This is a genomic window from Marinovum sp. PR37 (assembly GCF_028807375.1).
Taxonomy (GTDB): Bacteria; Pseudomonadota; Alphaproteobacteria; order Rhodobacterales; family Rhodobacteraceae; genus Marinovum; species Marinovum algicola.
The window spans coordinates 279,990-303,578 of the sequence record NZ_JARAML010000001.1 but is presented as its reverse complement, the minus strand read 5'-3'; the positions used below and the strand labels follow the sequence as shown (position 1 = coordinate 303,578).

The window sequence follows — 23,589 nt, the reverse complement described above, 5'->3', positions numbered from 1 at the left end:
CCGCCATGACCTTGCGCTTCATCCATGCGTCCGACCTGCATATCGGGCGCAAGTTCGCCAATATCCCACAGCCCGAAGACGGCAACATCCGCGGTCGGTTGATGGAGGCCCGCCATGGCGCGATTGCCCGGCTGGCCGAGGTGGCGCAGTCCCGCGATGCCGGCCATGTCCTGCTGGCCGGCGACACCTTTGACACCGCCACGCCCTCGCCTGCGGTGATCCGGCAGGCGCTGGCGGCGATGGGCGAAGCCGGTGGCGTGACCTGGTGGCTCCTGCCCGGCAACCACGACAACCTGCGCGATGCCGAGCCGCTCTGGGAGGCGATCCGCCGCGACGCGCCCGCCAATGTCGTGGCGCTCACCGAGGCGGACCCGCAACCACTGGGTGACGTGGCCACGCTGCTGCCGGCACCGGTGGCCTTTCGCGCCGGGGCCAGCGATCCGACCGAGCCGCTGGTGCGCATGGAAAGCGAGGCCGGCCTGATGCGCGTGGGGCTGGCCCATGGCGGCGTCACCGATTTCACCGGCTCGGGCGAGGCCATCGCCCCCGACCGCGACCGCAGCGCGCGGCTCGACTACCTGGCACTGGGCGACTGGCACGGGCGGCTGCCGGTCTCGGACCGGGTGCACTATTGCGGCAGCCCCGAGCAGGACCGTTTCAAGCATGGCCGGCGCGGCGTCTGCCTTGCGGTCACGCTTGAGGGCCCCGGCGCCCCGCCGCAGGTCGAAGAAGTCGAGACCGGCGCCTTCCTCTGGACCGAGCGCCCGCTGGCGCTGCACCCGCGGCAGGACGCGGCGCAGGCGCTGGCGACGATCCTGCCCGAAACCGGGCGGCGCGACGTGCTGTTGCGGGTGCGGGCCAATGGCTGGGCCGGGCTGTCGGATCAGGCCGATCTGCGCCACGCGGCGGATCGGGTCGCACCCGATTTCGCGCATTTCGAGCTGCTGACCGACGAACTCGGCACGCAATACGATGCCGGCGACCTCGACGAGATCGACCGCGCCGGTGCCTTGCGGCTGGCCGCCGAGAGCTTGCAGGAGGCGGCGCAATCCGAAACCCTGTCGCACCAGGATCGGCAGGTGGCCGGGGATGCGCTTGCCCGGCTCTACGCCTATGTTCGGGAGGACGCGCAATGAAGCTCCGCGCCATCACCGTCAACAATGTCCGCCGTTTCACCGATCCGGTGGCGATCGACGCCATCGGCGACGGGCTCAACCTGCTCTGCGCGCCAAACGAACACGGTAAATCCACGCTGTTCGACGCGATACAGGCGCTGTTTTTCAAACCGCATGGCTCGCGCGACAAGGAGGTCAGCGCGCTGCGGCCCCATGCCGGCGGAACGCCCGAGGTCAGCGTCACGGTCGAGACCGAGGCGGGGCGCTTCACCCTGTTCAAACGCTGGCTTGGCAAGGCCGCCGCGACGGTGCACCGCGACGGCACGCTGATCGCCCAGGCCGATGAGGCCGAGGCCTGGATCGCCGAACTTCTGGGCGGTGACGGGGGCGGGCCTTCGGGGCTGATCTGGGTGCGGCAGGGCATGACCGAGCTGACAGGCGGCACCACCAAGGAGCAGAAGCTGGCGCTCGAGGCACGGCGCGATCTGATGACTTCGGTCGGCGAAGAGGTCGAGCAGATGACCGGCGGGCGGCGCATGGACATGGCGCTGGCCAGATGCCGCGCCGAACTCGACGATCTTGCCACCGGCAAGAACCGCAATCCGCGCAAGGGCGGCCCATGGCGCGCCGCGCTCGACCGGGTGGAAACGCTGACCGAGCGGCGCGACAGTCTCGCTGCAACGGCGGAGGCGCTGCACGCGGCCCTTGCCGAGCGCAAGCGAGCCCGGCGCGAGCTGCATGCCTGGGAGGCGCCCGAGGCGGTGGAAGAACGCCGCGCCCGGCTCGAGGCGGCCGAGGCGGCACATACCGCCGCCAAACGCCATGCCGAAGATGTCGCCGCCGAGGCGCAGAAGCTCCAGACCGCCCGGCTCACCGCAGAGACCACCCGCGCCCGCCTGAATACCCTGCGCGAAACGCTGGCCGAACATGACGAGGCGGCCAGGCTCCTTGCGGCGGCCGAGCAGGAAGCGGCGCAGGCCCGTGCCACGGCCGAGACCGCCCGCGCGGCCCGGGATGCCGCCGAAGGTGATCTTGCCACCGCGCAAGAGGCTTTGACCGAAGCGGAAACACAGCGCGCCGCCGCCCTGCGCGCCCAGGCGGCGCGCGACGGTGCCGACCGCAGGCGCGCCCTCACCGCGCGCATCGCCGAGGCCGAAAAGACCCGCAGCGCCATGGAAGACGCCGCCGCCGCCGCGCGTCAGGGCCCCGACGACACGGCGTTGCGCCGGCTCGAAACCCTCGCCACCGCCCATGCCACGGCCAAGGCCGCGCGCGAAGCTACGGCCACTCAAGTCATTGCCCGCTACGCCCCGGGACAGGACGGCGCCATATCGCTGGGCGACCGCGCCCTGCCCGAGGGCACGGCCACCGCCCTGCCCCGCTCCACGCAACTGACCATCGCCGGCATCGGCACGCTCGAGGTGCGCCCGGGCGAAGGCCAGCACGACGATACCTCGGTCAAGGCGGCGGCGCAGGCGCTGCGCGATGCGCTCGAGGCACTGGATGTCGAGACCCTCGAGGCCGCCCGCGCGGCGGGCGAAACCCGCGTCGCCGCCGAACGCCGGGCCGGCGAGGCCCGCGCGGTCCTGGCCAGTCTCGCGCCCGACGGCATCGATCAATTGCGCGCGGCGCTGGCCGCCATTCCGCAGCCCGAAGACCGGGCCGAGGCGCCCGATCCCGAGGCGGCGGAACAGGCGTTGAGCGCCGCGAGACAGGCCTTTGACGCCGCCCGCATCGCACATCAGACCGCCGCCGACCACTTCGCCGATGCCCGCAACGAAGCGACCCGCAGCGACACCACGCTGACCTCTCTGCAAGACCGGCTGGCCCGCGCCGAAACAGCCCGCGCCCGGCTGGGCGACAGCGCCGAAGTGACGCTGGCCGCAGAACTGCATCAGGCGGAAACGGCGCTGCGCGCGGCCGAGACCCGCCATGCCGACAAGGCCCGCGGCGCCCCCGATCTGGCCAGCACCGAAGCGGCGCTGAACCGCGCCACATCGGTCGAACGGAACGCGCGGGAAGAGATCACCCGGCTGAAGCCGCTGCTGGCCCGGCTCGACGAACGCATCGGCCGCTCCTCCGGCGAGGCGGTCGAGGAACGGCTGGAGGAAACACGGCAGGAACTTGAAATCGCCGAGGCCGCGCTGGCGCGGATCGTGCATGAAAAGGATGTGCTGATCCGGCTCGAGGCGGCGCTCGAAGCCGCCCGCACCGAAGCGCGGGAGCGCTATTTCAGCCCCATCGCCCGCGAGCTGAAGCCGCTGCTGCACCTGCTCTGGCCTGAGGCCGAGCTGACCTGGGGCGACAGCTCGCTGCTGCCCGACGCGTTGGTGCGCGATGGCCGGGAAGAGCCGATCACCATCCTTTCGGGCGGCACCCAGGAACAGGTGGCGTTGCTGGTGCGGCTGGCCTTTGCCCGGCTGCTGGCGGCAACCGGGCGGACGGCGCCGGTGATCCTCGACGATGCGCTGGTCTTTACCGATGACGACCGGATCGAGCGCATGTTCGACGCGCTGCACCGCCAGGCCGGCGATCTTCAGATCATCGTGCTGAGCTGTCGCCAGCGGGCGTTTCGCGGGCTCGGCGGCAACAGTCTGCATCTCTCGCCGGTCCCCTCGGCCAAGGCCGCCGAGTAAGGCTCAGCGAAAAATTGCCGCACGCCGGCGGCCACGCGACGTCAACCAGAGCATGAAAGTTCTCAGCTCTGGACTATCGACACGATCTTGGTGATGTTTGGCGTCTGTCTCACGGGCCCGCGACAAAAGAGGCCCGGACGCAATCGCGAGAAAGGGAGATCTCGACAATGACACGCCATCTTTTGCTGACAACGGCCGCCGCAGTCCTGCTGGCCGCCAGCGGCACCACGCTTGCCGCACAGGATACGCACCCCGAAACCGGCGAACCCCTGGCTGAAACCCAGGTGTTCAAATATCGTCTGCTCGACCAGTTCCCGACCATCGATCCGCAACTGATCGAGGAAACCGCCGGCGGCCATGTGGCGCGTCAGATCTTCGAAGGGCTGCTGACCCAGAATGCCGACGGCACCCTGCGCCCCGGCGTCGCCACCGAATGGTCGAGCGAGGACAACCAGACCTGGACCTTCACGCTGCGCGACAATGCCAAGTGGTCGAACGGCGATCCGGTCACCGCCCATGACTTCGTCTATGCCTGGCGCCGGGCCGCCGATCCGGCCACCGCCTCGGAATATGCCTGGTATGTCGAGCTGACCCAGATGCAGGGCGCCAAGGAAATCATTGCCGGAGACGCCGCCACCGACACGCTGGGCGTGCGCGCCGTGGATGACCATACGCTCGAGGTCGCGCTGACCCAGCCGCTGCCCTATTTCCCGCAGATGGCGGTGCATTACACCCTGATGCCGGCGCATCAGCCCACCATCGAGGCGCATGGCGCCGATTGGACCGACCCCGAGAACATCGTGGTCAATGGCGCCTATACCTTGGCCGAAATCAGGGTCAACGAATTCTTCCGGCTCGAGCGGAACCCGGAATACTGGGGCGCCGAGGATGTCATCATCGACGAGGTCTACGGCTATGTCATCAATGACGCCAATCAGGCGCTGAGCCGCTTTCAGGCCGGCGAATTCGACATGATGGACGACCTGCCCGCCGGCTCCTATCCCGATCTCGAAGAGGAAAGCCCTGAGACCGCCCATGCGGTGCCGCGGCTCTGTTCCTACTACTACACTTTCAACCAGTCCGAGAGCGGGCACGAGGCGCTCAAGGATCCCAAGGTCCGCAAGGCGCTGAGCTATGCGGTGCGCCGCAATGTGATCACCGACCAGATCCTACAGGCCGGTCAGAAGCCCGCCTACAGCTTTACCCATTGGGCGACCGCCGATTTCGAACTGCCAACCATCGATTATTCGCAGATGTCGCAGGACGCGCGGATGGAAAAGGCCATGGAGCTGATGCAGGAGGCGGGCTATGGCCCCGACAACCCGCTTGATCTCGACCTGATCTACAACACTTCGGAAAACCACAAGCAGATCGCCATCGCGGTCAGCCAGATGTGGAAACCGCTGGGCGTCAACATCACCCTGTCGAACTATGAATGGCAGTCCTACCTCGACATTCGCGGCAATCAGCAATTCGACATCGCACGCTCGGCCTGGTGCGCGGATTACAACGAAGCCTCGACCTTCCTGGACCTGCTGACCTCGAACAATGCCAACAACGACGGCAAATACATCTCGGAAGAGTTCGACCAGCTGATGGACGAGGCCGCCAAGGCCGATGATCCGCAGCCGCTCTACACCCAGGCGGAAGAGGTGCTCGCCCGCGACATGGCGATCATCCCGATCTACCACTACACCCAGAACTTCGTGCTGAACCCGGAGGTCAGGAACTGGCCGATGGAGAACGCCGAGAACAACTGGTACGTGCGCGATCTCTACCGCGCCGCGGCCGAGTAACAGGTGCGCGCCAGGGCGGGCTGAGCTTGCCTGCCCTGGCGCCACACACTCCGCATGACAGCCTTCATCCTTCGCCGCCTTCTGTTCGCGATCCCGGTCCTTTTGATCCTGATCGTGCTCACCTTTGTCCTGATGTACACCGCGCCGGGCAGCCCCTTTGCCTCGGACCGCGGGGTGCCGCCTGCCGTGCTGGCCAATCTCGAGCGGGAATACGGCCTCGACCGGCCCTTCCTCGCCCAGATCGGCACCTATATCTGGAAGATCGTCACCCAGTTCGATTTCGGCCCCTCGTTCCAATACCGCGACCAGGACGTGAACGACCTGATCGAACAGGGATTTCCTGTCACCCTGACCTATGGTTTCTGGAGCTTCCTTGTCGCCGTTGTCGTCGGCGGCACGCTGGGCGTTGTCGCGGCGATCCGGCAGAACACCTGGCTCGATTACTTCGCCGTCGGCATTTCCATCGGCGCGCAGGTGCTGCCCAACTTCGTGATGGCGCCGATCCTGGTGCTCGTCTTCACCCTCTGGCTGGGCTGGCTGCCCGGCGGCGGCTGGCAGGGCGGGCAGATCGAATACCTGATCATGCCGGTGATCGCGCTCTCGACCTCCTTCATGGCCTCGATCGCGCGGATCGCGCGGGCCTCGATGCTCGAAGTGATGACCTCGAACTTCATCCGCACCGCCCGCGCCAAGGGCCTGCCGGGGCGCACCATCGTGTTGCGCCATGCGCTGAAGCCGGCGCTCCTGCCGGTGATCTCCTATCTCGGGCCGGCCTTCGTGGGGATGATCACCGGGTCGGTGGTGATCGATCTCTATTTCTCCACCGGCGGCATCGGCCAGTTCTTTGTCGCCTCGGCGCTGAACCGCGATTACGGCGTGATGATGGGGATCACGGTGCTGCTGGGCGCGCTGACGATCCTGTTCAACCTCTTGGTCGATATCCTCTACGCGTGGATCGACCCCAAGATCCGGTACTGACGCAATGGTTGTCTCCCATTCCCAATCGGCGGCTCTGACCGCCGCGGCCCCCATGGGGCCGCCCCGCTCGCTCTGGGCCGATGCCCGGGCGCGCTTCTTCCGCAACCGCGCCGCCGTTGGCGGGCTGGTGGTTCTGGGCCTTGTGGCCGGTTTTGCGATCTTCGGCCCCTTCGTGGCGCAGCATTCCATCGAGGAAATCAATTGGTCGATCCTCGGCAAGGTCGATGACGCCGGCGGCCCCTGTTTCCTGTCAGGCCCCGACAACGAGATCCCGCCCTGTTCCGAGACCGGCCATTGGTTCGGCACCGATGCCCAGGCCCGCGATCTCTTTGCCCGCACCGTGCAGGGCACACAGATCAGCCTGATGGTCGGCGTGGTCGGTGCGTTGATCGCGGTGCTGGTCGGCACGATCTATGGCGCGGTCTCCGGCTATTTCGGCGGCAGGCTCGACAACATGATGATGCGCGTGGTCGATGTGCTGATGTCGGTGCCCTACATGTTCGTTCTGATCCTTCTGCTGGTGGTCTTCGGCCGGTCGATCCTGATGCTTTTCATCGGCATCGGCCTGATCTCCTGGCTCGACATGGCGCGGATCGCCCGCGGCCAGACGCTGAGTCTTCGTGGCCGCGATTTCATCGAAGCCGCGATCGCCACCGGCGTGCACCCCTTCCGCATCATCCTGCGCCATATCGTGCCCAACCTGCTTGGCGTGGTGATCGTCTATGCGACGCTGCTGGTGCCCTCGATGATCATCTACGAAAGCTTCATCTCCTTCCTCGGGCTCGGCGTGCAGGAGCCGCTGACCTCCTGGGGGGCGCTGATCAACGAAGGCGCAGACCAGATGCGCCAGGGACTTTGGATGCTACTGATTCCACTTGCTTTCTTTGTCGTCTCGCTGTTCGGCTTCTTCTTTGTCGGCGACGGGCTGCGCGACGCGCTTGACCCGAAGGACCGCTGAGATGACAGAGCACCTTCTCTCCGTCCGCGACCTCTCGGTCAGCTTCGACACGCCCGATGGCACGGTGCGCGCGGTCAACGGCATTTCGCTCGATCTGGCGAAACGCGACACGCTGGCGATTGTCGGCGAAAGCGGCTCGGGCAAGACGCAGCTGGCCTTTGCCATGTTGGGGCTGCTCGCGCGCAACGGCCGTTCGGAAGGCTCGGTCAGGATCGAGGGCCAGGACATTCTCAACCTGCCCGAGGCCAAGCTGAACAAGGTCCGCGCCGAACGGGTGGCGATGATCTTTCAGGATCCGATGACCTCGCTGAACCCCTATCTCAAGATCGGCACCCAGATGGCCGAGGTCCTACAACTGCACCTCGGAAAGTCGAAGCGCGCGGCAATGGAAGATGCCGCAAGGATGCTCGACGCGGTGCGCATTCCCGATGCCAAACGCCGGCTGGGCATGTACCCGCACGAGTTCTCCGGCGGCATGCGGCAGCGGATCATGATCGCCATGGCGCTGCTCTGCCGTCCGGCGCTGCTGATCGCCGACGAGCCGACCACCGCGCTCGACGTCACCGTGCAAGCGCAGATCATGGAGCTTCTGACCGAGGTGCGCGAGGAATTCGGCACCGCGATCATCCTGATCACCCATGACCTCGGCATTGTCGCCGGATCTTGCGAGCGGACCATGGTGATGTACGGCGGCCGGGTGATGGAAACCGGCCCCACGGACAAGCTCTTCGAGGCGCCCTCGCACCCCTATACGCTAGGCCTTCTGGCGGCCGTGCCCCGGCTGGATATCCCGCAGGAGGACTTGCTGACCATTCCCGGCGATCCGCCGGACCTGCTGGGCCTTGCGGGCGGCTGCCCCTTCACCCCGCGCTGCCCGCTGGCGCATGAGCCCTGCCCGCAGCGGATGCCCGATCTGTTGTCTTTCGACACCGACCGCAAGCGCGCCTGCCACGCCGCAAGGGAGGATGTTCACCGATGACCGACGTGTTGCTGGAAACCCGCGATCTCGACGTCACCTTCGACATTGCCAAACGCGGCGCCATGCCCTGGACCCGGCCCGACGCGCTTCAGGCGGTGTCAAAGGCCAATCTGACGGTGCACCGGGGCGAGACCCTCGGCCTTGTCGGCGAAAGCGGATCGGGCAAGTCGACGCTGGCGCGCGCCATCGTCGGCACGGTCAGGCCCACCGGCGGCCGGGTGTTGTGGAAAGGCCGCGACATCACCGCCCTGAAGCCGGCCGAACGCCGCGCCCATGGCCGCCATGTGCAGATGGTGTTTCAGGATCCGCTGGCGGCGCTCGATCCCCGGATGAACGTCGGCCAGATCATCGCCGAACCGCTGAAAACCCATCGCGGCGACCTCGACGCCAAGGAACAGCGCCGCCGCGTCGGCGAGATGATGGAACGCGTGGGCCTCCTGCCCAACCTGCAAAACCGCTATCCGCATGAGTTCTCCGGCGGCCAATGTCAGCGCATCGGCATCGCCCGCGCGCTGATCACCGAGCCGGAACTGGTGATCTGCGACGAGCCGGTCTCGGCGCTTGACGTCTCGGTTCAGGCGCAGGTGGTCAACCTGTTGAAAGGGCTGCAAAAGGACATGGGGCTGAGCCTGATGTTCATCGCCCATGACCTCTCGGTGGTGCGCCATATCTCGAGCCGCATCGACGTACTCTACCTTGGCCGCATCGTCGAGACCGGCACTGCGGCAGAGGTCACCGGCGCGCCGAAACATCCCTATACCCGCGCGCTGATCTCCTCGGTGCCGATCCCCGATCCACGGCTGGAACGGACGCGGCACCGGCCGGTGCTCAAGGGCGAGCTGCCCTCACCGATGGACCCACCGTCGGGCTGCGTGTTTCGCACCCGCTGCCCGATCGCCCGCGAGAGCTGTGCCGAGGCCCGGCCGCCGCTGCTCGAGGCCGCGCCGGGCCATTGTGTCGCCTGCCCGTTTTACGAGGATGCCGGGGCCATGGGCGGCGCGGTTTCAGCCTGAGCGGTCAGAGAATGGCGCCGATGCGGTCGATGGCCTTGCGGATGTTCGCCTCGGAATTGGCGTAGGAAAAGCGCAGATAGCCTTCGCCCATGGCGCCAAAGGAGGTGCCGGCGACGGTCGCGACCCCGGCCTCGTCGAGAAAGCGGTTCTGCGCCTCCATCGCGCTCATTCCGGTGCCTTCGATATTCGGGAAGGCATAAAATGCCCCGCCCGGATCGGAACAGCGTACGCCGGGCAGATCGTTCAGCGCCGCGACGATCACCGCGCGGCGGCTGTCGAATTCGGCCACCATGTCGCGCACCGCGTCCTGCGGCCCGGTCAGAGCGGCGAGACCGGCAAATTGCGCCGCGGCGTTGACGCAGGAATGGTCGTTGATGCAGAGCCGGGTGACATGATCGACCGCCGCGTCGGGCCAGACCGCGAAGCCCAGCCGCCAGCCGGTCATCGCATAGGTCTTGGACCAGCCGTCGAGCAGGATCAGCCGGTCGCGGATCTCGGGATATTGCAGCAGGCTGACATGCTCCTGCCCGTGATAGAGCATCTGGGAATAGATCTCGTCCGACAAAAGCGCCACCTGCGGATGCTCCATCAACCCGGCGACCAGCTTGTCGATCTCTTCGCGCGGGGTGACGCCGCCGGTGGGATTGGCAGGCGAATTGATGATGATCAGCCGGGTCCTGTCGGTGATCTGGCCCAGCACCTCTTCGGCGGAAAAGGCAAAGCCGTTCTCTTCGCGCAGGCGGATCGGCACCGGGGTCGCACCGGAATACTTGATGACGGACTCATAGATCGGAAACCCGGGGTTGGGGTACATGATTTCCGTGCCCGGCTGGCCGAACATCAGCACGGCAAAGAACATCGTCGGCTTGCCGCCCGGCACCACCACCACGTTGTCGGGGTTGACCTCGGCACCGTGCCGGTGATGCAGATCGGCCGCCACCGCCTCGCGTAGCACCGGCAACCCGTTGGCGGGGGTATAGCCGTGATGGCCGTCGCGCAGCGCCTTGATCCCGGCTTCGACGATATGTTCAGGTGTCTGGAAATCCGGCTGGCCGATGCCCAGGTTGATGATCTCGCGGCCCTCTGCCGCCAGTTTCGAGGCGCGCGCCAGCACCATGAAGGCGCTTTCGGTTCCCAGCCGCGAGAGGCTGTCGGCAAAGATCAAGTCGGACATCGGGGAGCTTTCGTACTGGTGTCGGGGAGCGGTTTCGCGCGGATGCTACACCGCGGCGCCGGGAATGGAAAACCGGGTTTCGTGCGGCGGTCGTGCGGCCGTGGCTGCCCGATTTTCCGCCCCGTGCGGCCGCTGCCCGGCCGATTTCAGCCCAGCCGGGTTTGCCGCCTTGCCGCCGGCGTCAAAATAACGGTCATACTTGCCGGATAGACTGACGCCGAGACATCCGGGATTCGCCCATGCCCAATCCGCTTGCCAATGTCACCGTGCTCGACTTGACCCATGTGCTGGCCGGGCCCTTCGCCACCATGACGCTGGCCGATCTGGGCGCGCGGGTGATCAAGGTCGAACGGCCCCGCAGCGGCGATGACACCCGCGCCTTTCCCCCCTTCAAGGATGGCAAGAGCGCCTATTTCTCGGCTCTCAACCACTCCAAGAAAAGCATCGCGCTCGATCTCAAGGCCGAGGACGACCGCGCGGTCTTTCACCGGCTGCTGGCGCGCGCCGACGTGATTGTCGAGAATTTCCGCCCCGGGGTGATGGAGCGGCTGGGATACGGCTGGCGCGATCTGCACGCCGCCTATCCCCGGCTGATCTACGGCGCGGTCTCGGGCTTTGGCCACACCGGGCCGGATGCCCGGCGTCCGGCCTATGACATGGTGGCCCAGGCGCGTGGCGGGGTGATGTCGATCACCGGCGAAGCCGGCGGCGACCCGGTGCGCGTCGGCGCCTCGATCGGCGACATCGTGGCCGGCATGTATCTGACCCAGGGCGTGCTGGCGGCGCTGTTCGACCGCGAGACCACCGGCAAGGGCCGCAAGATCGATGTCGCCATGCTCGACAGCCAACTCGCCATTCTCGAACATGCCATTGCCATCACCACCGCCACCGGCACGCCGCCGGGGCGGACCGGCGCACGCCACCCGTCGATCACCCCGTTCGAGACCTTTCATGCTTCTGACGGGCTGTTTGTGATCGCCGCCGGCAACGACCAGCTCTTCGAGCGGCTCTGCGTCTGCCTCGCCCTGCCGATCGCCGAGGATCCGCGTTTTGCCACCAACCCGGCGCGCTGTGAAAACGCCCGCCTTCTCAAGCGTTTGATCGAGGCGGTGACGCTCGACAATACCGCCGCCTTCTGGATCGCCAAGCTCGGCGCCGCCGGCATTCCGACCGCCCCGATCCAGGATGTGGCCCAGGTGCTCAAGGATCCGCAGATCGAGGCGCGCAGGATGGTTGTCGACGTGCTCGACCGCAACGGTCGCCACGCCTTTACCGCCGCCGGCAACCCGATCAAGCTCTCCGGCATGGAGGACCGTACCACAAGACGCCCGGCCCCCGATCTCGACGGCAATCGCGGCGAAATCCTGCATTGGCTGGAGGACGACACCGGCGGCTGACGTATCCGCGGCGGCGCTTGCCGCTTGTGGGCCTTTTACTCAGCCCTGTCGTGCCTATAGTCGCGCCAAACGCGCGAAAGAGAATCCCATGTCCTCCCAAGATCCCCTTGTCGTCTTTACCCCCTCCGGCAAACGCGGCCGCTTTGCCGCCGGCACACCGATCCTGACCGCCGCCCGGCAGCTGGGCGTCGATCTGGATTCGGTCTGCGGCGGGCGCGGCATCTGCTCCAAGTGCCAGATCACCCCGGGGGTGGGCGAATTTTCCAAACATGGCGTGACCGTGGCGCCCGATGCGCTGTCGGCGTGGAACGCCGTCGAAGAGCGCTATGACCAGAAGCGCGGGCTGAAACCGGGGCGACGGCTGGGCTGTCAGGCGACGGTGCAGAGCGACGTGGTGATCGACGTGCCGCCCGAAAGCCAGGTGCACAAGCAGGTGGTGCGCAAAGCGGCAAGCGCCCGCGCCATCCTCATGGATCCGGCCACCCGGCTGTTCTTCGTGGAGGTCGAAGAGCCCGACATGCATGAACCCACCGGCGATTTCGAGCGGCTGGAACGCGCGCTCGAAAAGCAATGGGATATCAAGGGCCTGCGCGCCGACCTCAGCCTGATAGGCAAACTTCAGAAGGTTCTGCGCAAGGGCGACTGGCGGGTGACCGTGGCGCTGCATCACGATCATCGGGCCGCGCGATCCACCGTCATCGACATCTGGCCGGGGCTGCATGAGGCCGGGCTTTACGGGCTGGCGATCGACCTTGGCTCCACCACCGTGGCGGCGCATCTGACCGATCTCGAGACCGGCGAGGTCAAGGCATCCTCGGGCATCATGAACCCGCAAATTCGCTTTGGCGAAGACCTGATGAGCCGGGTGTCCTACGCGATGATGAATCCCGGCGGCGAGGTCGAGATGACCGCCGCCGTGCGCGAGGCGCTGAACACGCTGGCCGAGGAAATCGCCAAAGAGGCCGAGATCGACGCCAGCCTGATTGTCGAGACGGTCTTTGTCTGCAACCCGGTGATGCACCACCTGCTGCTGGGCATCGACCCGGTCGAGCTGGGACAGGCGCCCTTTGCGCTGGCGACGTCTGAGGCATTGCGGATTGACGCCAAGGAACTCGACCTGACCGCCATCAACTCGCGCGCCAAGACCTATGTGCTGCCCTGCATCGCCGGCCATGTCGGCGCCGATGCGGCTGCCGTGGCGCTGTCGGAGGAGCCGGGCAAATCCGAGGATCTGGCGCTGATGGTCGACGTTGGCACCAATGCCGAGATCCTGCTGGGCGACAAGAGCCGGGTTCTGGCCTGTTCCTCGCCCACCGGGCCGGCCTTTGAGGGCGCACAAATCTCTTCCGGCCAACGTGCCGCCCCCGGCGCGATCGAGGCGATCCGCATCGACCCCGAGACCAAGGAACCGCGGTTCCGCGTCATCGGCTGCGATCTCTGGTCCGACGAGGAAGGGTTCGCCGAAGCCACGGCGGCCACTGGCATCACCGGCATCTGCGGCTCAGGCATCATCGAGGCGGTGGCCGAGATGCGGCTGGCGGGCCTTGTCGATCCCTCGGGGCTGATTGGCGGCGCCGAAAAGACCGGCACCCCGCGTTCGGTCCCCGAGGGCCGCACCCATGCCTATCTGATCCATGACGCCAGCGCCGAGGGCGGGCCACGCATCACCGTGACCCAGGGCGACATCCGCGCGATTCAGCTTGCGAAGTCAGCGCTTTATGCCGGGGCGCGGCTGTTGATGGACACCCGCGGCGTGGACAAGGTGGATCGGGTGGTGCTGGCCGGGGCCTTTGGCGCGCATATTTCGCCGCTGCATGCCATGGTGCTGGGGATGATCCCCGACGTGCCGCTCGACAAGGTGACCAGCGCCGGCAACGCCGCCGGCACCGGCGCCCGGATCGCGCTCTGCAATATCGCCGCGCGCAAGGAGATCGAGCGGGTGGTGCGCCAGATCACCAAGGTCGAGACCGCCATCGAGCCGAAATTCCAGGAGCATTTCGTCAACGCCAATGCCATCCCGCATGCCACCGATCCGTTCCCTGAACTGCTCAAGCACGTCACCCTGCCTGACGTGAGCTTCAACACCGGCGGCGACGATGGGGAAAGCGGTGGCCGCCGGCGGCGCCGGCGGCGCGGCTGATCCCGGGGGCCGGCGCAACAGGAGAATGCAGATGTCCGACAACGACGCCCAGGCCGATTATTGGAGCAGCGACGCGGGCCGCAAGTGGATCACCCATGAGGCGGCAATGGACGCCTCGATGACAGCGGTGCTCGACCGCGTTCTCGCCCTGGCCGCGCTGGCGCCGGGCCAGCGGGTGCTCGATATCGGCTGTGGCGCCGGGGCGACAACCGGAGCGGCGGCGGCCCGTGTCGGGCCGACCGGTCATGTTACCGGGGCGGATATCTCCGCGCCGCTGCTGGCACGGGCACGCGAACGTTTCGCCGGCGCGGACAGGATCGATTTTCTGCGGGCCGATGCGCAGACGCATGACTTTGGCGGCGCGCGGTTCGACCGGGTGATTTCCCGCTTCGGCGTGATGTTCTTTGCCGATCCCGAGGCCGCCTTTGCCAATATCCGCCGCGCCATGCTGCCCGGTGCGCGTCTGGCCTTTGCCTGCTGGGGCGATCCAGCGCATATCCCCTGGTTCGCGATCCCCGCCGGGATCGCCGCCGCCCGCCTCGGCCCCGCCCCCGAGGCCGAGCCGACCGCCCCCGGCCCCACGGCCTTTCGCGATGCGGCGCGGGTGCGGGATATCCTCTCCGCCGCGGGGTTTTCCGACGTGGGGTCTGTCACCGAAAATATCCCGATCCGCCCGCCCGGTACGCTGCGCGACGTGGCCGAACTGGCCGGCAATCTTGGGCCTGCATCGTTTCTGTTGCGCCACCACGAAGGTGACGCCGAGGATCGCCGGTTCATCGTCGACGGCATCGCGGCGGCGCTGCCCCCCTATGAGACCGAAACCGGCATTACCCTGCCCTGTGAGGTTCACCTGATCACTGCCACCGCCTGAGCTGCCCCGACACACGGGCGGGTGAGAAATCGTGACAGGGTCCGACCGGCCGAAAGCGCTAGATTATCTGTGCAATCAAAAGGGAGGACACTGAGATGACCAAACATATTTTCGCTCTGGCGCTCGCAGCGGCCGCGGCCACCGCCAACGCGCAGGATGCGCCGTTCGGCACCGAGGCCGACGCGGCCTATGCCGCCGATCTCTGGAGCGTGATGGAAGAGCTGCGGATGGTCGGCGACGGCATGATCCACGCGATCCCCTATGAGGGCATCGAACCGCATGGCCTGATGCTCGAGACGTTTTTCACCGAAGGCACCGTCGATGGCCATACCGGCACGCTGATCGTCAAGCGCAACTACGGCCCGGCGGGCGTCTCGGCCGACGAGGTGCAGGCCGCGCCCGAAGAGCATCTCGGATCGATCACCGTCATGTTCCGCCGCGAGCAAGGGTATGACGCGGACAATCAGGATTGGTTCTGGGTGAAATACCTGCCCGACGGCACGCTTGATCAGAACCCGGCCGGGATGCAATTGGCGGGACGGGTGGCCAAGGGCGCCGATGCAGGCTGCATCGCCTGTCACTCCGGCTCGGACAACTATCTCTTTACCAATGCGGCGATTACCCCGTAACTCCGCGCCAGCGCGGTCTCGCGGCGTCACGCTGCGGGACACGCGGCATCACGTAACCGTGATCCAGGTAAACTAATTCGTTGGTGATCCCGTACTTCCTTGCATCCCGCGCCGATGACGGTGCGGCGACTTCAAAGGGAGACACCTTCATGACACGTATTCTTTCCGCGACCGCGCTCGCCGCCAGCATGGCGACTGCCGGCTTCGCCGCAAGCCATTCCGAAACCGAAAATCCGATGGTTGGCGGCGCCGCGATGTTTGCCGACAAGACGATTGTCGAAAACGCCGTCAATTCCGCCGATCACACCACGCTTGTCGCCGCCGTCAAGGCCGCCGGGCTGGTCGAAACGCTGTCCGGCGAAGGCCCATTCACCGTCTTTGCGCCCACCAACGACGCCTTTGCCGCCCTGCCCGACGGCACCGTCGAGGCGCTGCTGCAACCTGGCATGAAGGACGAATTGACCGAGGTGCTGACCTGCCACGTGGTGGCCGCCGATGCGATGTCGATGGCGATCAAGGGCATGATCGACGACGATGGTGGCACCCATCCGGTGTCGACGGTGGGCGGCTGCACCCTGCAAGCCACCTATATGGGTGACAAGATCATGATCGAGGACGAACAGGGCCGGACCGCGACCGTCACCATCGCCGACGTCAAGCAATCGAACGGCGTGATCCATGTCATCGATACCGTACTTCTGCCCGCCGAGGACGCGGCGATGGAAAGTGACGCCGCTATGGAAACCGATGCGGCGATGGAAATGGCGGACGCCGATGTTCCGATGGTGGGCGGCGCCAAGATGTTCCCCAACAGAACCATCGTCGAAAACGCGGTGAACTCGGCCGATCACACCACCCTGGTCGCCGCCGTGAAGGCCGCCGGTCTGGTCGAAACCCTGTCGGGCCCCGGCCCCTTCACCGTCTTTGCCCCCACCAATGACGCCTTTGCCGCCCTGCCCGACGGCACCGTCGAGACCCTGCTGAAACCCGAGAACAAGGACCAGCTGACCAAGATCCTGACCGCGCATGTGGTGGCCGGCAGCTGGACCGCCGAAGACATCATCCGCGAGGCACGCAAGAGCCGCGACAACTTCTATCACTTTGCAGCGGTCTCGGGCGATGCGCTCTCGGCCAAGGTGACGGCCGGCAATCGGGTGTTCATCTTTGACGAAAACGGCAATGCCTACGAGGTGACCCAGGCCGATGTCATGCAATCGAACGGTGTCATCCATGTGGTCGAAGGCGTGCTCCTGCCGCGCTGATCTCCGATCTTGCCACCCACAGAGCACAAAGGGCCGCCCCGCAACGCCGGGGCGGCTTTTTCGTGCCGGCTGCCGGATGCGGATCCTGCGCCATGGCTCTTGCAGAGCGTCGCGCTCTGCGCTATTTCGACGATCCAGAGCGCGGGTATGGTGAAAAGGTATCACGCGAGCTTCCCAAGCTTAAGTTACGGGTTCAATTCCCGTTACCCGCTCCATTTTCCCCACTCCAGGCCCAGTGTCGGGCCCGCTTTGCCGCCGCCTCTGCCAGCTCGCCGACCTCGGGTCTGACCGGCCCCGGGCGCGCCGCATCCTGCAACGTGGTGGTGAGATAGGCGGGCACCGGGCCGCGCTGTCGCACCCAGGTCAGGTCGCGCAGGATCGCAGAGGCCGCGCCGCCCAGCCTGTCGGGCAGTTCCTGCCCGCTCAGCACGCCCCAGACCCCGGTCCAGAGCCGCCCGACACTCCAGGGGTTGTAGCCACCGCCACCAAGCACCAGAAGCCGCGGCGCTGCGCCGTGCAGCCGCGCCACGAGGTCGAAATGCGCCCGGTTCGACAGTTCCAGTCGCGCCAGCGGATCTTCGGCCACCGCATCCGCGCCGCATTGCAAAACGATCGCCTGCGGATCGAGCCGGTCGATGGCGGGCAGGATCACCCGGTCGCGCAGCACGGCGAATTCGCTGTCATTCAGCCCGCGCGGCACCGGAAGGTTGAGCGCCGCACCGCCGGCCCGGTCCGCAAAGGCGCCAGTAAACGGCCAGCGCTGCGCCTCATGCACCGAGATCATGCGGATGTCGCCGGCGCCGGCCAGCGCCGCCTCGACCCCGTCGCAATGATGCGCATCGATATCGATATAGAGAATGCGCCGCAGCCCCTGCGCGCGGAACGCCAGCAAGGCCAGCACCGGATCGTTGAGATAGCAGAACCCGGCCGCCCGGTCGGCCATGCCGTGATGGGTGCCGCCCCCGGGATTGAACACCACGCCGCCGTCGCGCAGCAATGCCGCGGCCAGCAGCGACCCGCCGGCGGCCGTGGCCGGCCGGCGGTACATCTCGGCATAGACCGGGTTCGACAGGGTGCCCAGCCCGTGCAGCGCGCGCATCTCATGGCTCACCGCCTGCGCCGCCTCGGCCGCCAGCAGCGCCGCGATATACCCCGGCGTGTGAAAGGCCTGAAGGGCCACCGGCTTGGCCCGGGGCGAGACCCGGTAGCGATCCGGCGGCAACCAGCCCAGCGCGCGCGACAGGTCGATCACCGTCGGCACCCGCGGTATGCTCAGCGGATGACGCCGGCCGTAGGTCGAGCCGCGATAGATGCCCGAACCGATGAAAACTGCCTCTGTCATGCCGCCAGTCTGACCGGTTTTCACGCTGAGCGCGAGCCCATCGCAAGTTCGGCCGGCCCGGCCTTCACCTCCCTGACGTCGCGGTATAGAACGCCGGCAATGACTTTTCGCACTGTCTGTCTTACCTGTCTCCTGCTTCTGGCCTGCGGTCTGTTCGGCGCGCTGGCCGCGGCCCTCGGGCTGCCGATGCCCTGGATGATCGGCGCGCTGATCGGCTCGGCGCTGGCGGTGGCGGTGTTTCAGAACGGGCCGCTGGCCAGTTACGACTTCCCGATGCGGCTGCGCACCGGGTTCATCACCCTGATCGGCGTGATGATCGGCACCCAGGCCACGCCCGACCTGCTGTCCCAGCTGCAATATCTGCCGCTGACCCTGGCCGCGCTCATCGTCTTTATCGCCTGCGCCCATGCCGGCAATGTCGTGATCTTCCGTCGTCTCGGCGGCTACGACCGCACGACCGCCTTCTTCAGCGGCACCCCCGGCGGGCTGATGGAGAGCATTCTGCTGGGCGAAAGCGCCGGGGCCGATCTGCGCCTGCTGACGATCCAGCAGTTCCTGCGGATCATTGTCGTGGTCTCGCTGGTGCCCGCCGGTCTTTCGCTCTGGCTCGGCCACCCGGTGGGCAGCGCCGCGGGCGCGCTTCCCGGCGAGACGGCGCAGATCACCGCGGGCGAGCTGCTTCTGGTGCTGATCGCCGCCGCTGTCGGTCTGGCGCTGGCGCGCCTGCTGCGCCTGCCTGCGGGCCAGATCACCGGCCCTTTGTTTCTCACCGCCGGGCTGTCGATGGCGGGTTATATCGATCTGCATGTGCCGTTCTGGATGATCGCCACCGCGCAGGTCGTCGTCGGCGCCAGCCTCGGGCTGCGGTTCAAGGGGGTCACGGCGCGGATGCTGCGCCGCTCGGTCTGGCTGGCGCTGCTCTCGGTGGGCTTCATGCTGATCCTCGGCGCCGGGCTGGCCACCGGCCTGCATATTGCCACCGGTCTGCCCTTCCTGGTGCTGCTGATCAGCTTTGCCCCGGGCGGCGTGACCGAAATGTCGATCATCGCCCTCAGCCTCGCCGCCAGCCCGGCGCTGGTCAGCCTGCACCACGTGCTGCGCATCCTGCTGACGGTGGTGGAGCTGACCCTGCTGACCCGCGTGCAAACGACCAGACAGACCGCAAAAGTCCCGTCCGAGAACGACCCGCCCCGGCGGTGATCCAGCGGGCGTCCCGGCCACCGGGCGGACCCGGCGCAAAGACCGGGACGCGCGCCAGACGGTCAGGCCCGCCCCGGGGCCACGCGCCCAACCCGCCTCAGCCGGCCTTTTCTTCCAGCGTCAGCCATTCCTCCTCGGCCGCCTCAAGCTTGTCCTGGCGTTCGACCAGCGCCTCGGTGGCCTTCTTGAACTTCACCGGTTCGCGGGTGAACAGCGCCGGGTCGGCCAGGAGCCCCTCGAGCTTGCCGATTTCCGCCTCCAGCCGTTCGATCACCGCCGGCAATTCCTCGAGCCGGTGCTTCTCGGTAAAGCTGAGCCCGCCGGCGGGTGCCTTCATCTGCCGCTTCACCTTCGGCTTCGACGGCTTTGGCGTCTCGGCCTTTTCCACCACCGCCTCCGGCTGGCGCTGCGACTGGTAATCGCTCCAGCCGCCGGCATAGGCGGTCACCTTGCCATTGCCCTCCATGGCGATGGTCGTGGCCGCCACCCGATCAAGGAAATCCCGGTCGTGGCTGACCAGCAGCACCGTGCCGTCGTAATCGCCCAGCAGGTCCTGGAGCAGGTCCAGCGTCTCGACGTCGAGATCGTTGGTCGGCTCGTCGAGCACCAGCAGGTTGCTTTCCCGCGCCATGATCTTGGCCAGCAGCAGCCGCGCCCGTTCGCCACCGGAAAGCGAGGAAATCGGCGCCCGCGCCTGGCGCTCGTCGAACAGGAATTCCTTGAGATAGCCCACCACATGCTTGGGCTGGCCACGCACCATGATCTGATCGGCCTTGCCGGAAACCCGCATCTCGGGATCGCCGGTCAGATTGTCCCAGAGCGTCGCCTCCAGATCGAGCCGCGCCCGCGCCTGATCGAAGACCACCGGCATCAGGTTGGTGCCCAGGGTGACACGCCCGGCATCCGGCGCGATCTCGCCCAGCAGGATCTTCAGCAGCGTCGTCTTGCCCACGCCATTGGGACCGACAAAGGCCACCCGGTCACCGCGCTGGATCCGCAACGAGAAATCGCGGCAGATCGGCTTGTCGCCAAAGGTCTTGGAGATCGCCTCGGCCTCGATCACCTTGCGGCCCGATTTCGGCCCCGCCTCCAGCGCCATCGCCGCCGTGCCGGCGCGTTTGATCATCGAGGCGCGTTCCGCCCGCAGATCGCCGAGCGCGCGCACCCGGCCCATGTTGCGCTTGCGCCGCGCGCTGATGCCCTCGACCGCCCAGCGGGCCTCGCTCTTGATCTTGCGGTCGAGCTTGTGGCGCGCCTGATCCTCTTCTTCCCAGGTCTTGTCGCGCCAAGCCTCGAAATCGGCAAACCCCTTTTCCTGCCGGCGGGTCATGCCCCGGTCGATCCAGAGCGTCGCCCGGGTCAGCGCATTGAGAAACGCCCGGTCGTGCGAGATCAGCACAAAGGCGGCGCGCGGCGCCTTCAACTCGCGCTCCAGCCAGCCGATCGCCTGGATATCCAGATGGTTGGTCGGCTCGTCGAGCAGCATCAGGTCGGGCGCCTCGGCCATCAGCTTGGCCAGCGCCGCGCGCCGCCGCTCGCCGCCCGAGGCGGTCGCCACCGGCCGCGCCGGATCGAACTTCAGCCCCTCGCCGGCGCGCTCCACCTTGTAAAGCTCGCCCGGCTCCAGCCCGCTGGCCGCGAAATCGCCCAAGGTGGCAAAGCCCGAGAGGTCGGGCTCCTGCTCCATGTAGCCCACCGAAACGCCCGGCGGCACCACGCGGCTGCCGCGGTCGGGCTCGACCAGCCCGGCCATCACCTTCATCAGCGTCGACTTGCCCGAGCCGTTGCGCCCGACCAGCGCCACCCGGTCGCGCTCCTGCACCACCAGGTCGAGAGAATCGAACACCGGATCGCCGCCGAAGGTCAGGGAAATGCCGGAAAGTTGCAAAAGGGGTATCTGTGCCATGGCTCGCAGCTAGAGGCGCCACGCCCGATGGTCAAGGCCCGACACCGCTGCTTCCTCTTGCCGAAAATACCTTCTGCGCCGGCCAGATCGCGCGGTCGGCGCCGGCCTCCCGACACCGCCGCAAGCCGGGGCCGCGGGCCCGCACCCGATCCCGGCCGCCACCCGAACCGGCAGCTATCCCGCCACCGCCCGGAGCAGCTTCTTGCGGGCCGGCGGAATCGCCCCGATTTCCACCCCGGTAAAGACATGCAGCGTGTTCATCTGCCGGTCCACCACCGCATGATCCGACACCCAGCCGCCCATCATCAGATAGGTGCGCAGCAGGGGCGGCATCCGCCGCATGGCGAGCTTCATGTCGGGTTTGCGGCGCAGCCGGGCGGCAAAGCGAAAGACATTCGGCGCCTTGACCTTGGGCAGCCAGCGTTTCGGCCCGAGGTGGCGCTCCTTGAGCATGGCGAAGGCGTCGTAGTATTCGCCGGCCTCGGTGCCCCGGAACGAGGCGCAGCCAAACAGCAGCTCGACCGCATTGTCATCGACATAGGCGGTCATCGCCCCCCAGGCGACGCGCAGCACATCGGCGTCGGCCACCTCGGGATGCACGCAGAACCGGCCCATTTCGACCATCCGTCCCTGATAGGCGGAAAGCGCCGAAAGCTCGTAATATTGCGCCGAATAGCTGCGCGCGATCTCCGAGCCGCCGGTCAGCGGCAGGATGCGGAAACAGCAGACCAGCCTGTTGTCGCGCCGGTCCTCGACAAGCAGATGGGTGCAGTCGGCATCGAATTCATCGGCGTCGCGGCCCGGGCGGCCGTGAAAGGCCAGATGGCGCAGCGCCTGGGCGGCCGCGACATCCTCGGCGGTCTCGGCGATCCGCGACATATACCGGCCCTTGATCAGTGCTTTCATCAGAATGTTCCGCCTGGCAATGACCAACAGCTGGTCGGCCTCCTGCTGTCAGACAAGTATGACGGATTGATGACCACACGTCACGCCGCACCCGCGCTGTGGCGCCGCGGCCCGGCTCAGCCGCCGTCGCCGATGCCACCGAGGTTGATGCCGCCGATGTTGCCAAAGAGCTGGCGGATGAAGCCGATGTCGCCATCGCCGGTCACCGTCACCCGGCGTGTCAGCGCGACCACGCGACCATCCTCGAGCCCGTAGCGGGTGATATTGCGCACCACGCCATCGGCATCGAATTCCACCGCCACGATCTCGCGTTCGACGATTTCCGGCGGAAAGGCGCCGTAGTGGCGCACCCGGCTGCCGACGTAATAATAATTGCCCTGATCCAGAACGCCGCTGGTTCCGGGCACGCCGATGGTCTCGGCCACGGTGTCGCGGGTGTCGACGCCGACGATCACATCGGACAGTTCGCTGTCGCTGGGCAGGTAGCCGTGATTGCGGTATTGTGCCACGCAGGCCGACAGGACGGCGGCGCAGGCCAAGGCAACCACCATGCGCATGGCTTTGGTTCTGCCTGTCATTTCTGCCCTCTTGCTTTGCACCTGCCGTACTTTATATCCCGCTTACAGAAGGTTGGCCCGTGGTTCAAGAAAGGATGCGCTCAGGTTCATGTCACAAGAGATCGATTACAGCCGCCATGCGCTGGTGGTCACCGCCCTGCCGCATAACCGGCCGCATCGGTTCGCCCTCGCCCCGACCGAGCCCGAACGCCGGGCGCTGGCGGCCGATTTCGACCTGAGCGCGCTGCGCAAGCTGCGCTTCGAAGGCGAGATCCGCAGCGCCGGAAAACGCGACTTCGTGCTGACCGGACGGCTTGGCGCGACGGTGGTGCAGCCCTGCGTGCAGACGCTCGAGCCGGTAACCACGCGGATCGAGGCCGATGTCGAACGCCGTTATGTCTCGGACTGGCAGGAGACCGTGCAGGAAGGCGCCGAGACCGAGATGCCTGAGGATGACACCGCCGAGCCGCTGGCCAGCCATATCGACCCTCATGCGGTGATGCTCGAGGCGTTGGCGCTGCATATCCCCGACTATCCGCGCGCCGAGACTGCGCCGCCTCTGGGCGAAATGGTGGTGACCGAGCCGGGCAAGACACCGCTGCGCGACAAGGACACCAAACCCTTTGCCGCCCTGGCGGCCCTCAAGGGCAAGCTGGAAAACGGCGAGGGCGAGGTCTGAGCCATGCCCGCCCGCGCGCCCCGGACCCCGATCCGGGGCCTCCTTGCCGCC

At 66.9% G+C, this 23,589-nt stretch carries 19 protein-coding genes, 1 tRNA gene and 1 pseudogene; 16 read left to right on the top strand and 5 right to left on the bottom strand.

Features of this window, described 5'->3' with window-relative positions; genetic code table 11:
- Nucleotides 1–5: 5 nt before the first annotated feature.
- The 7 genes from PVW49_RS01440 (at nucleotide 6) to PVW49_RS01410 (ending at nucleotide 9,475) form a co-directional block, all read left to right on the top strand.
- Complete coding sequence (locus PVW49_RS01440; RefSeq protein WP_274589712.1) at nucleotides 6–1,136, top strand: metallophosphoesterase family protein; 1,131 nt, start codon at nucleotides 6–8, stop codon at nucleotides 1,134–1,136.
- On the top strand, nucleotides 1,133–3,751 hold the full coding sequence (locus PVW49_RS01435; RefSeq protein ID WP_274589711.1) for an AAA family ATPase: 2,619 nt from the start codon (nucleotides 1,133–1,135) through the stop codon (nucleotides 3,749–3,751). Before PVW49_RS01440 ends, PVW49_RS01435 begins: the two co-directional genes overlap by 4 nt.
- A gap of 167 nt (nucleotides 3,752–3,918) precedes the next feature.
- A complete protein-coding gene (locus PVW49_RS01430) occupies nucleotides 3,919–5,547 on the top strand; it encodes a peptide ABC transporter substrate-binding protein (protein WP_274589710.1) in 1,629 nt (542 codons plus the stop codon).
- Nucleotides 5,548–5,601: 54 nt separating this feature from the next.
- Nucleotides 5,602–6,525 (top strand): oligopeptide ABC transporter permease OppB, encoded by a 924-nt coding sequence (gene oppB, locus PVW49_RS01425; RefSeq protein ID WP_274565488.1) that lies wholly within the window; start codon nucleotides 5,602–5,604, stop codon nucleotides 6,523–6,525.
- A gap of 4 nt (nucleotides 6,526–6,529) precedes the next feature.
- Nucleotides 6,530–7,483 carry an ABC transporter permease subunit gene (locus PVW49_RS01420; protein ID WP_371398930.1) on the top strand — a complete coding sequence of 318 codons (954 nt, stop codon included), beginning with the start codon at nucleotides 6,530–6,532 and terminating at the stop codon, nucleotides 7,481–7,483.
- 1 nt (nucleotide 7,484) lies between these two features.
- Complete coding sequence (locus tag PVW49_RS01415) at nucleotides 7,485–8,462, top strand: oligopeptide/dipeptide ABC transporter ATP-binding protein (protein ID WP_274589708.1); 978 nt, start codon at nucleotides 7,485–7,487, stop codon at nucleotides 8,460–8,462.
- Complete coding sequence (locus PVW49_RS01410) at nucleotides 8,459–9,475, top strand: ABC transporter ATP-binding protein (protein ID WP_074835708.1); 1,017 nt, start codon at nucleotides 8,459–8,461, stop codon at nucleotides 9,473–9,475. The genes PVW49_RS01415 and PVW49_RS01410 overlap by 4 nt, the downstream gene beginning before the upstream one ends.
- Nucleotides 9,476–9,479: 4 nt before the next feature.
- On the opposite strand, the gene PVW49_RS01405 is transcribed toward PVW49_RS01410, so the two are convergent.
- Nucleotides 9,480–10,649, bottom strand: a complete 1,170-nt coding sequence (locus PVW49_RS01405; RefSeq protein WP_274589707.1) for a pyridoxal phosphate-dependent aminotransferase — start codon at nucleotides 10,647–10,649, stop codon at nucleotides 9,480–9,482.
- Between the two features lie 239 nt (nucleotides 10,650–10,888).
- Here PVW49_RS01405 and PVW49_RS01400 point away from each other — a divergent pair, with 239 nt between their 5' ends.
- The 7 genes and pseudogenes from PVW49_RS01400 to PVW49_RS01370 all read left to right on the top strand — a co-directional run bounded on the left by PVW49_RS01400 (nucleotide 10,889) and on the right by PVW49_RS01370 (nucleotide 17,163).
- Nucleotides 10,889–12,046: a CaiB/BaiF CoA transferase family protein gene (locus PVW49_RS01400; protein ID WP_274589706.1), complete on the top strand. Its 1,158-nt coding sequence runs from the start codon at nucleotides 10,889–10,891 to the stop codon at nucleotides 12,044–12,046.
- 88 nt (nucleotides 12,047–12,134) lie between these two features.
- Nucleotides 12,135–14,186: an ASKHA domain-containing protein gene (locus PVW49_RS01395; protein ID WP_274589705.1), complete on the top strand. Its 2,052-nt coding sequence runs from the start codon at nucleotides 12,135–12,137 to the stop codon at nucleotides 14,184–14,186.
- A 31-nt stretch (nucleotides 14,187–14,217) separates the two neighbouring features.
- Nucleotides 14,218–15,057 (top strand): class I SAM-dependent methyltransferase, encoded by an 840-nt coding sequence (locus PVW49_RS01390; RefSeq protein ID WP_274589704.1) that lies wholly within the window; start codon nucleotides 14,218–14,220, stop codon nucleotides 15,055–15,057.
- A gap of 95 nt (nucleotides 15,058–15,152) precedes the next feature.
- Complete coding sequence (locus tag PVW49_RS01385; RefSeq protein WP_048531880.1) at nucleotides 15,153–15,686, top strand: cytochrome P460 family protein; 534 nt, start codon at nucleotides 15,153–15,155, stop codon at nucleotides 15,684–15,686.
- Nucleotides 15,687–15,835: 149 nt separating this feature from the next.
- Nucleotides 15,836–16,393, top strand: a pseudogene (locus PVW49_RS01380) (fasciclin domain-containing protein); the annotation flags it as partial.
- Between the two features lie 12 nt (nucleotides 16,394–16,405).
- On the top strand, nucleotides 16,406–16,948 hold the full coding sequence (locus tag PVW49_RS01375; protein ID WP_244526451.1) for a fasciclin domain-containing protein: 543 nt from the start codon (nucleotides 16,406–16,408) through the stop codon (nucleotides 16,946–16,948).
- Nucleotides 16,949–17,089: 141 nt separating this feature from the next.
- Nucleotides 17,090–17,163: transfer RNA gene (locus PVW49_RS01370), tRNA-Gly, on the top strand.
- Here PVW49_RS01370 and PVW49_RS01365 read toward each other — a convergent pair.
- Complete coding sequence (locus tag PVW49_RS01365; RefSeq protein WP_274589703.1) at nucleotides 17,142–18,290, bottom strand: acetoin utilization protein AcuC; 1,149 nt, start codon at nucleotides 18,288–18,290, stop codon at nucleotides 17,142–17,144. The two genes, PVW49_RS01370 and PVW49_RS01365, sit on opposite strands and share 22 nt — an antisense overlap.
- Nucleotides 18,291–18,389: 99 nt before the next feature.
- Here PVW49_RS01365 and PVW49_RS01360 point away from each other — a divergent pair, with 99 nt between their 5' ends.
- On the top strand, nucleotides 18,390–19,490 hold the full coding sequence (locus tag PVW49_RS01360) for an AbrB family transcriptional regulator (protein WP_074835716.1): 1,101 nt from the start codon (nucleotides 18,390–18,392) through the stop codon (nucleotides 19,488–19,490).
- Nucleotides 19,491–19,587: 97 nt separating this feature from the next.
- On the opposite strand, the gene PVW49_RS01355 is transcribed toward PVW49_RS01360, so the two are convergent.
- The 3 genes from PVW49_RS01355 to PVW49_RS01345 form a co-directional block, all read right to left on the bottom strand.
- Nucleotides 19,588–21,396, bottom strand: a complete 1,809-nt coding sequence (locus PVW49_RS01355) for an ABC-F family ATP-binding cassette domain-containing protein (RefSeq protein ID WP_074835717.1) — start codon at nucleotides 21,394–21,396, stop codon at nucleotides 19,588–19,590.
- A gap of 174 nt (nucleotides 21,397–21,570) precedes the next feature.
- Nucleotides 21,571–22,302, bottom strand: coding sequence for a GNAT family N-acetyltransferase (locus tag PVW49_RS01350; protein ID WP_074835813.1), 732 nt, complete (start codon nucleotides 22,300–22,302; stop codon nucleotides 21,571–21,573).
- 116 nt (nucleotides 22,303–22,418) lie between these two features.
- Entirely contained in the window at nucleotides 22,419–22,880 is a 462-nt protein-coding gene (locus PVW49_RS01345; protein ID WP_074835719.1) for an outer membrane protein assembly factor BamE, read from the bottom strand.
- A gap of 88 nt (nucleotides 22,881–22,968) precedes the next feature.
- Here PVW49_RS01345 and PVW49_RS01340 point away from each other — a divergent pair, with 88 nt between their 5' ends.
- Entirely contained in the window at nucleotides 22,969–23,538 is a 570-nt protein-coding gene (locus tag PVW49_RS01340) for a YceD family protein (protein WP_274589702.1), read from the top strand.
- Nucleotides 23,539–23,589: the final 51 nt, after the last annotated feature.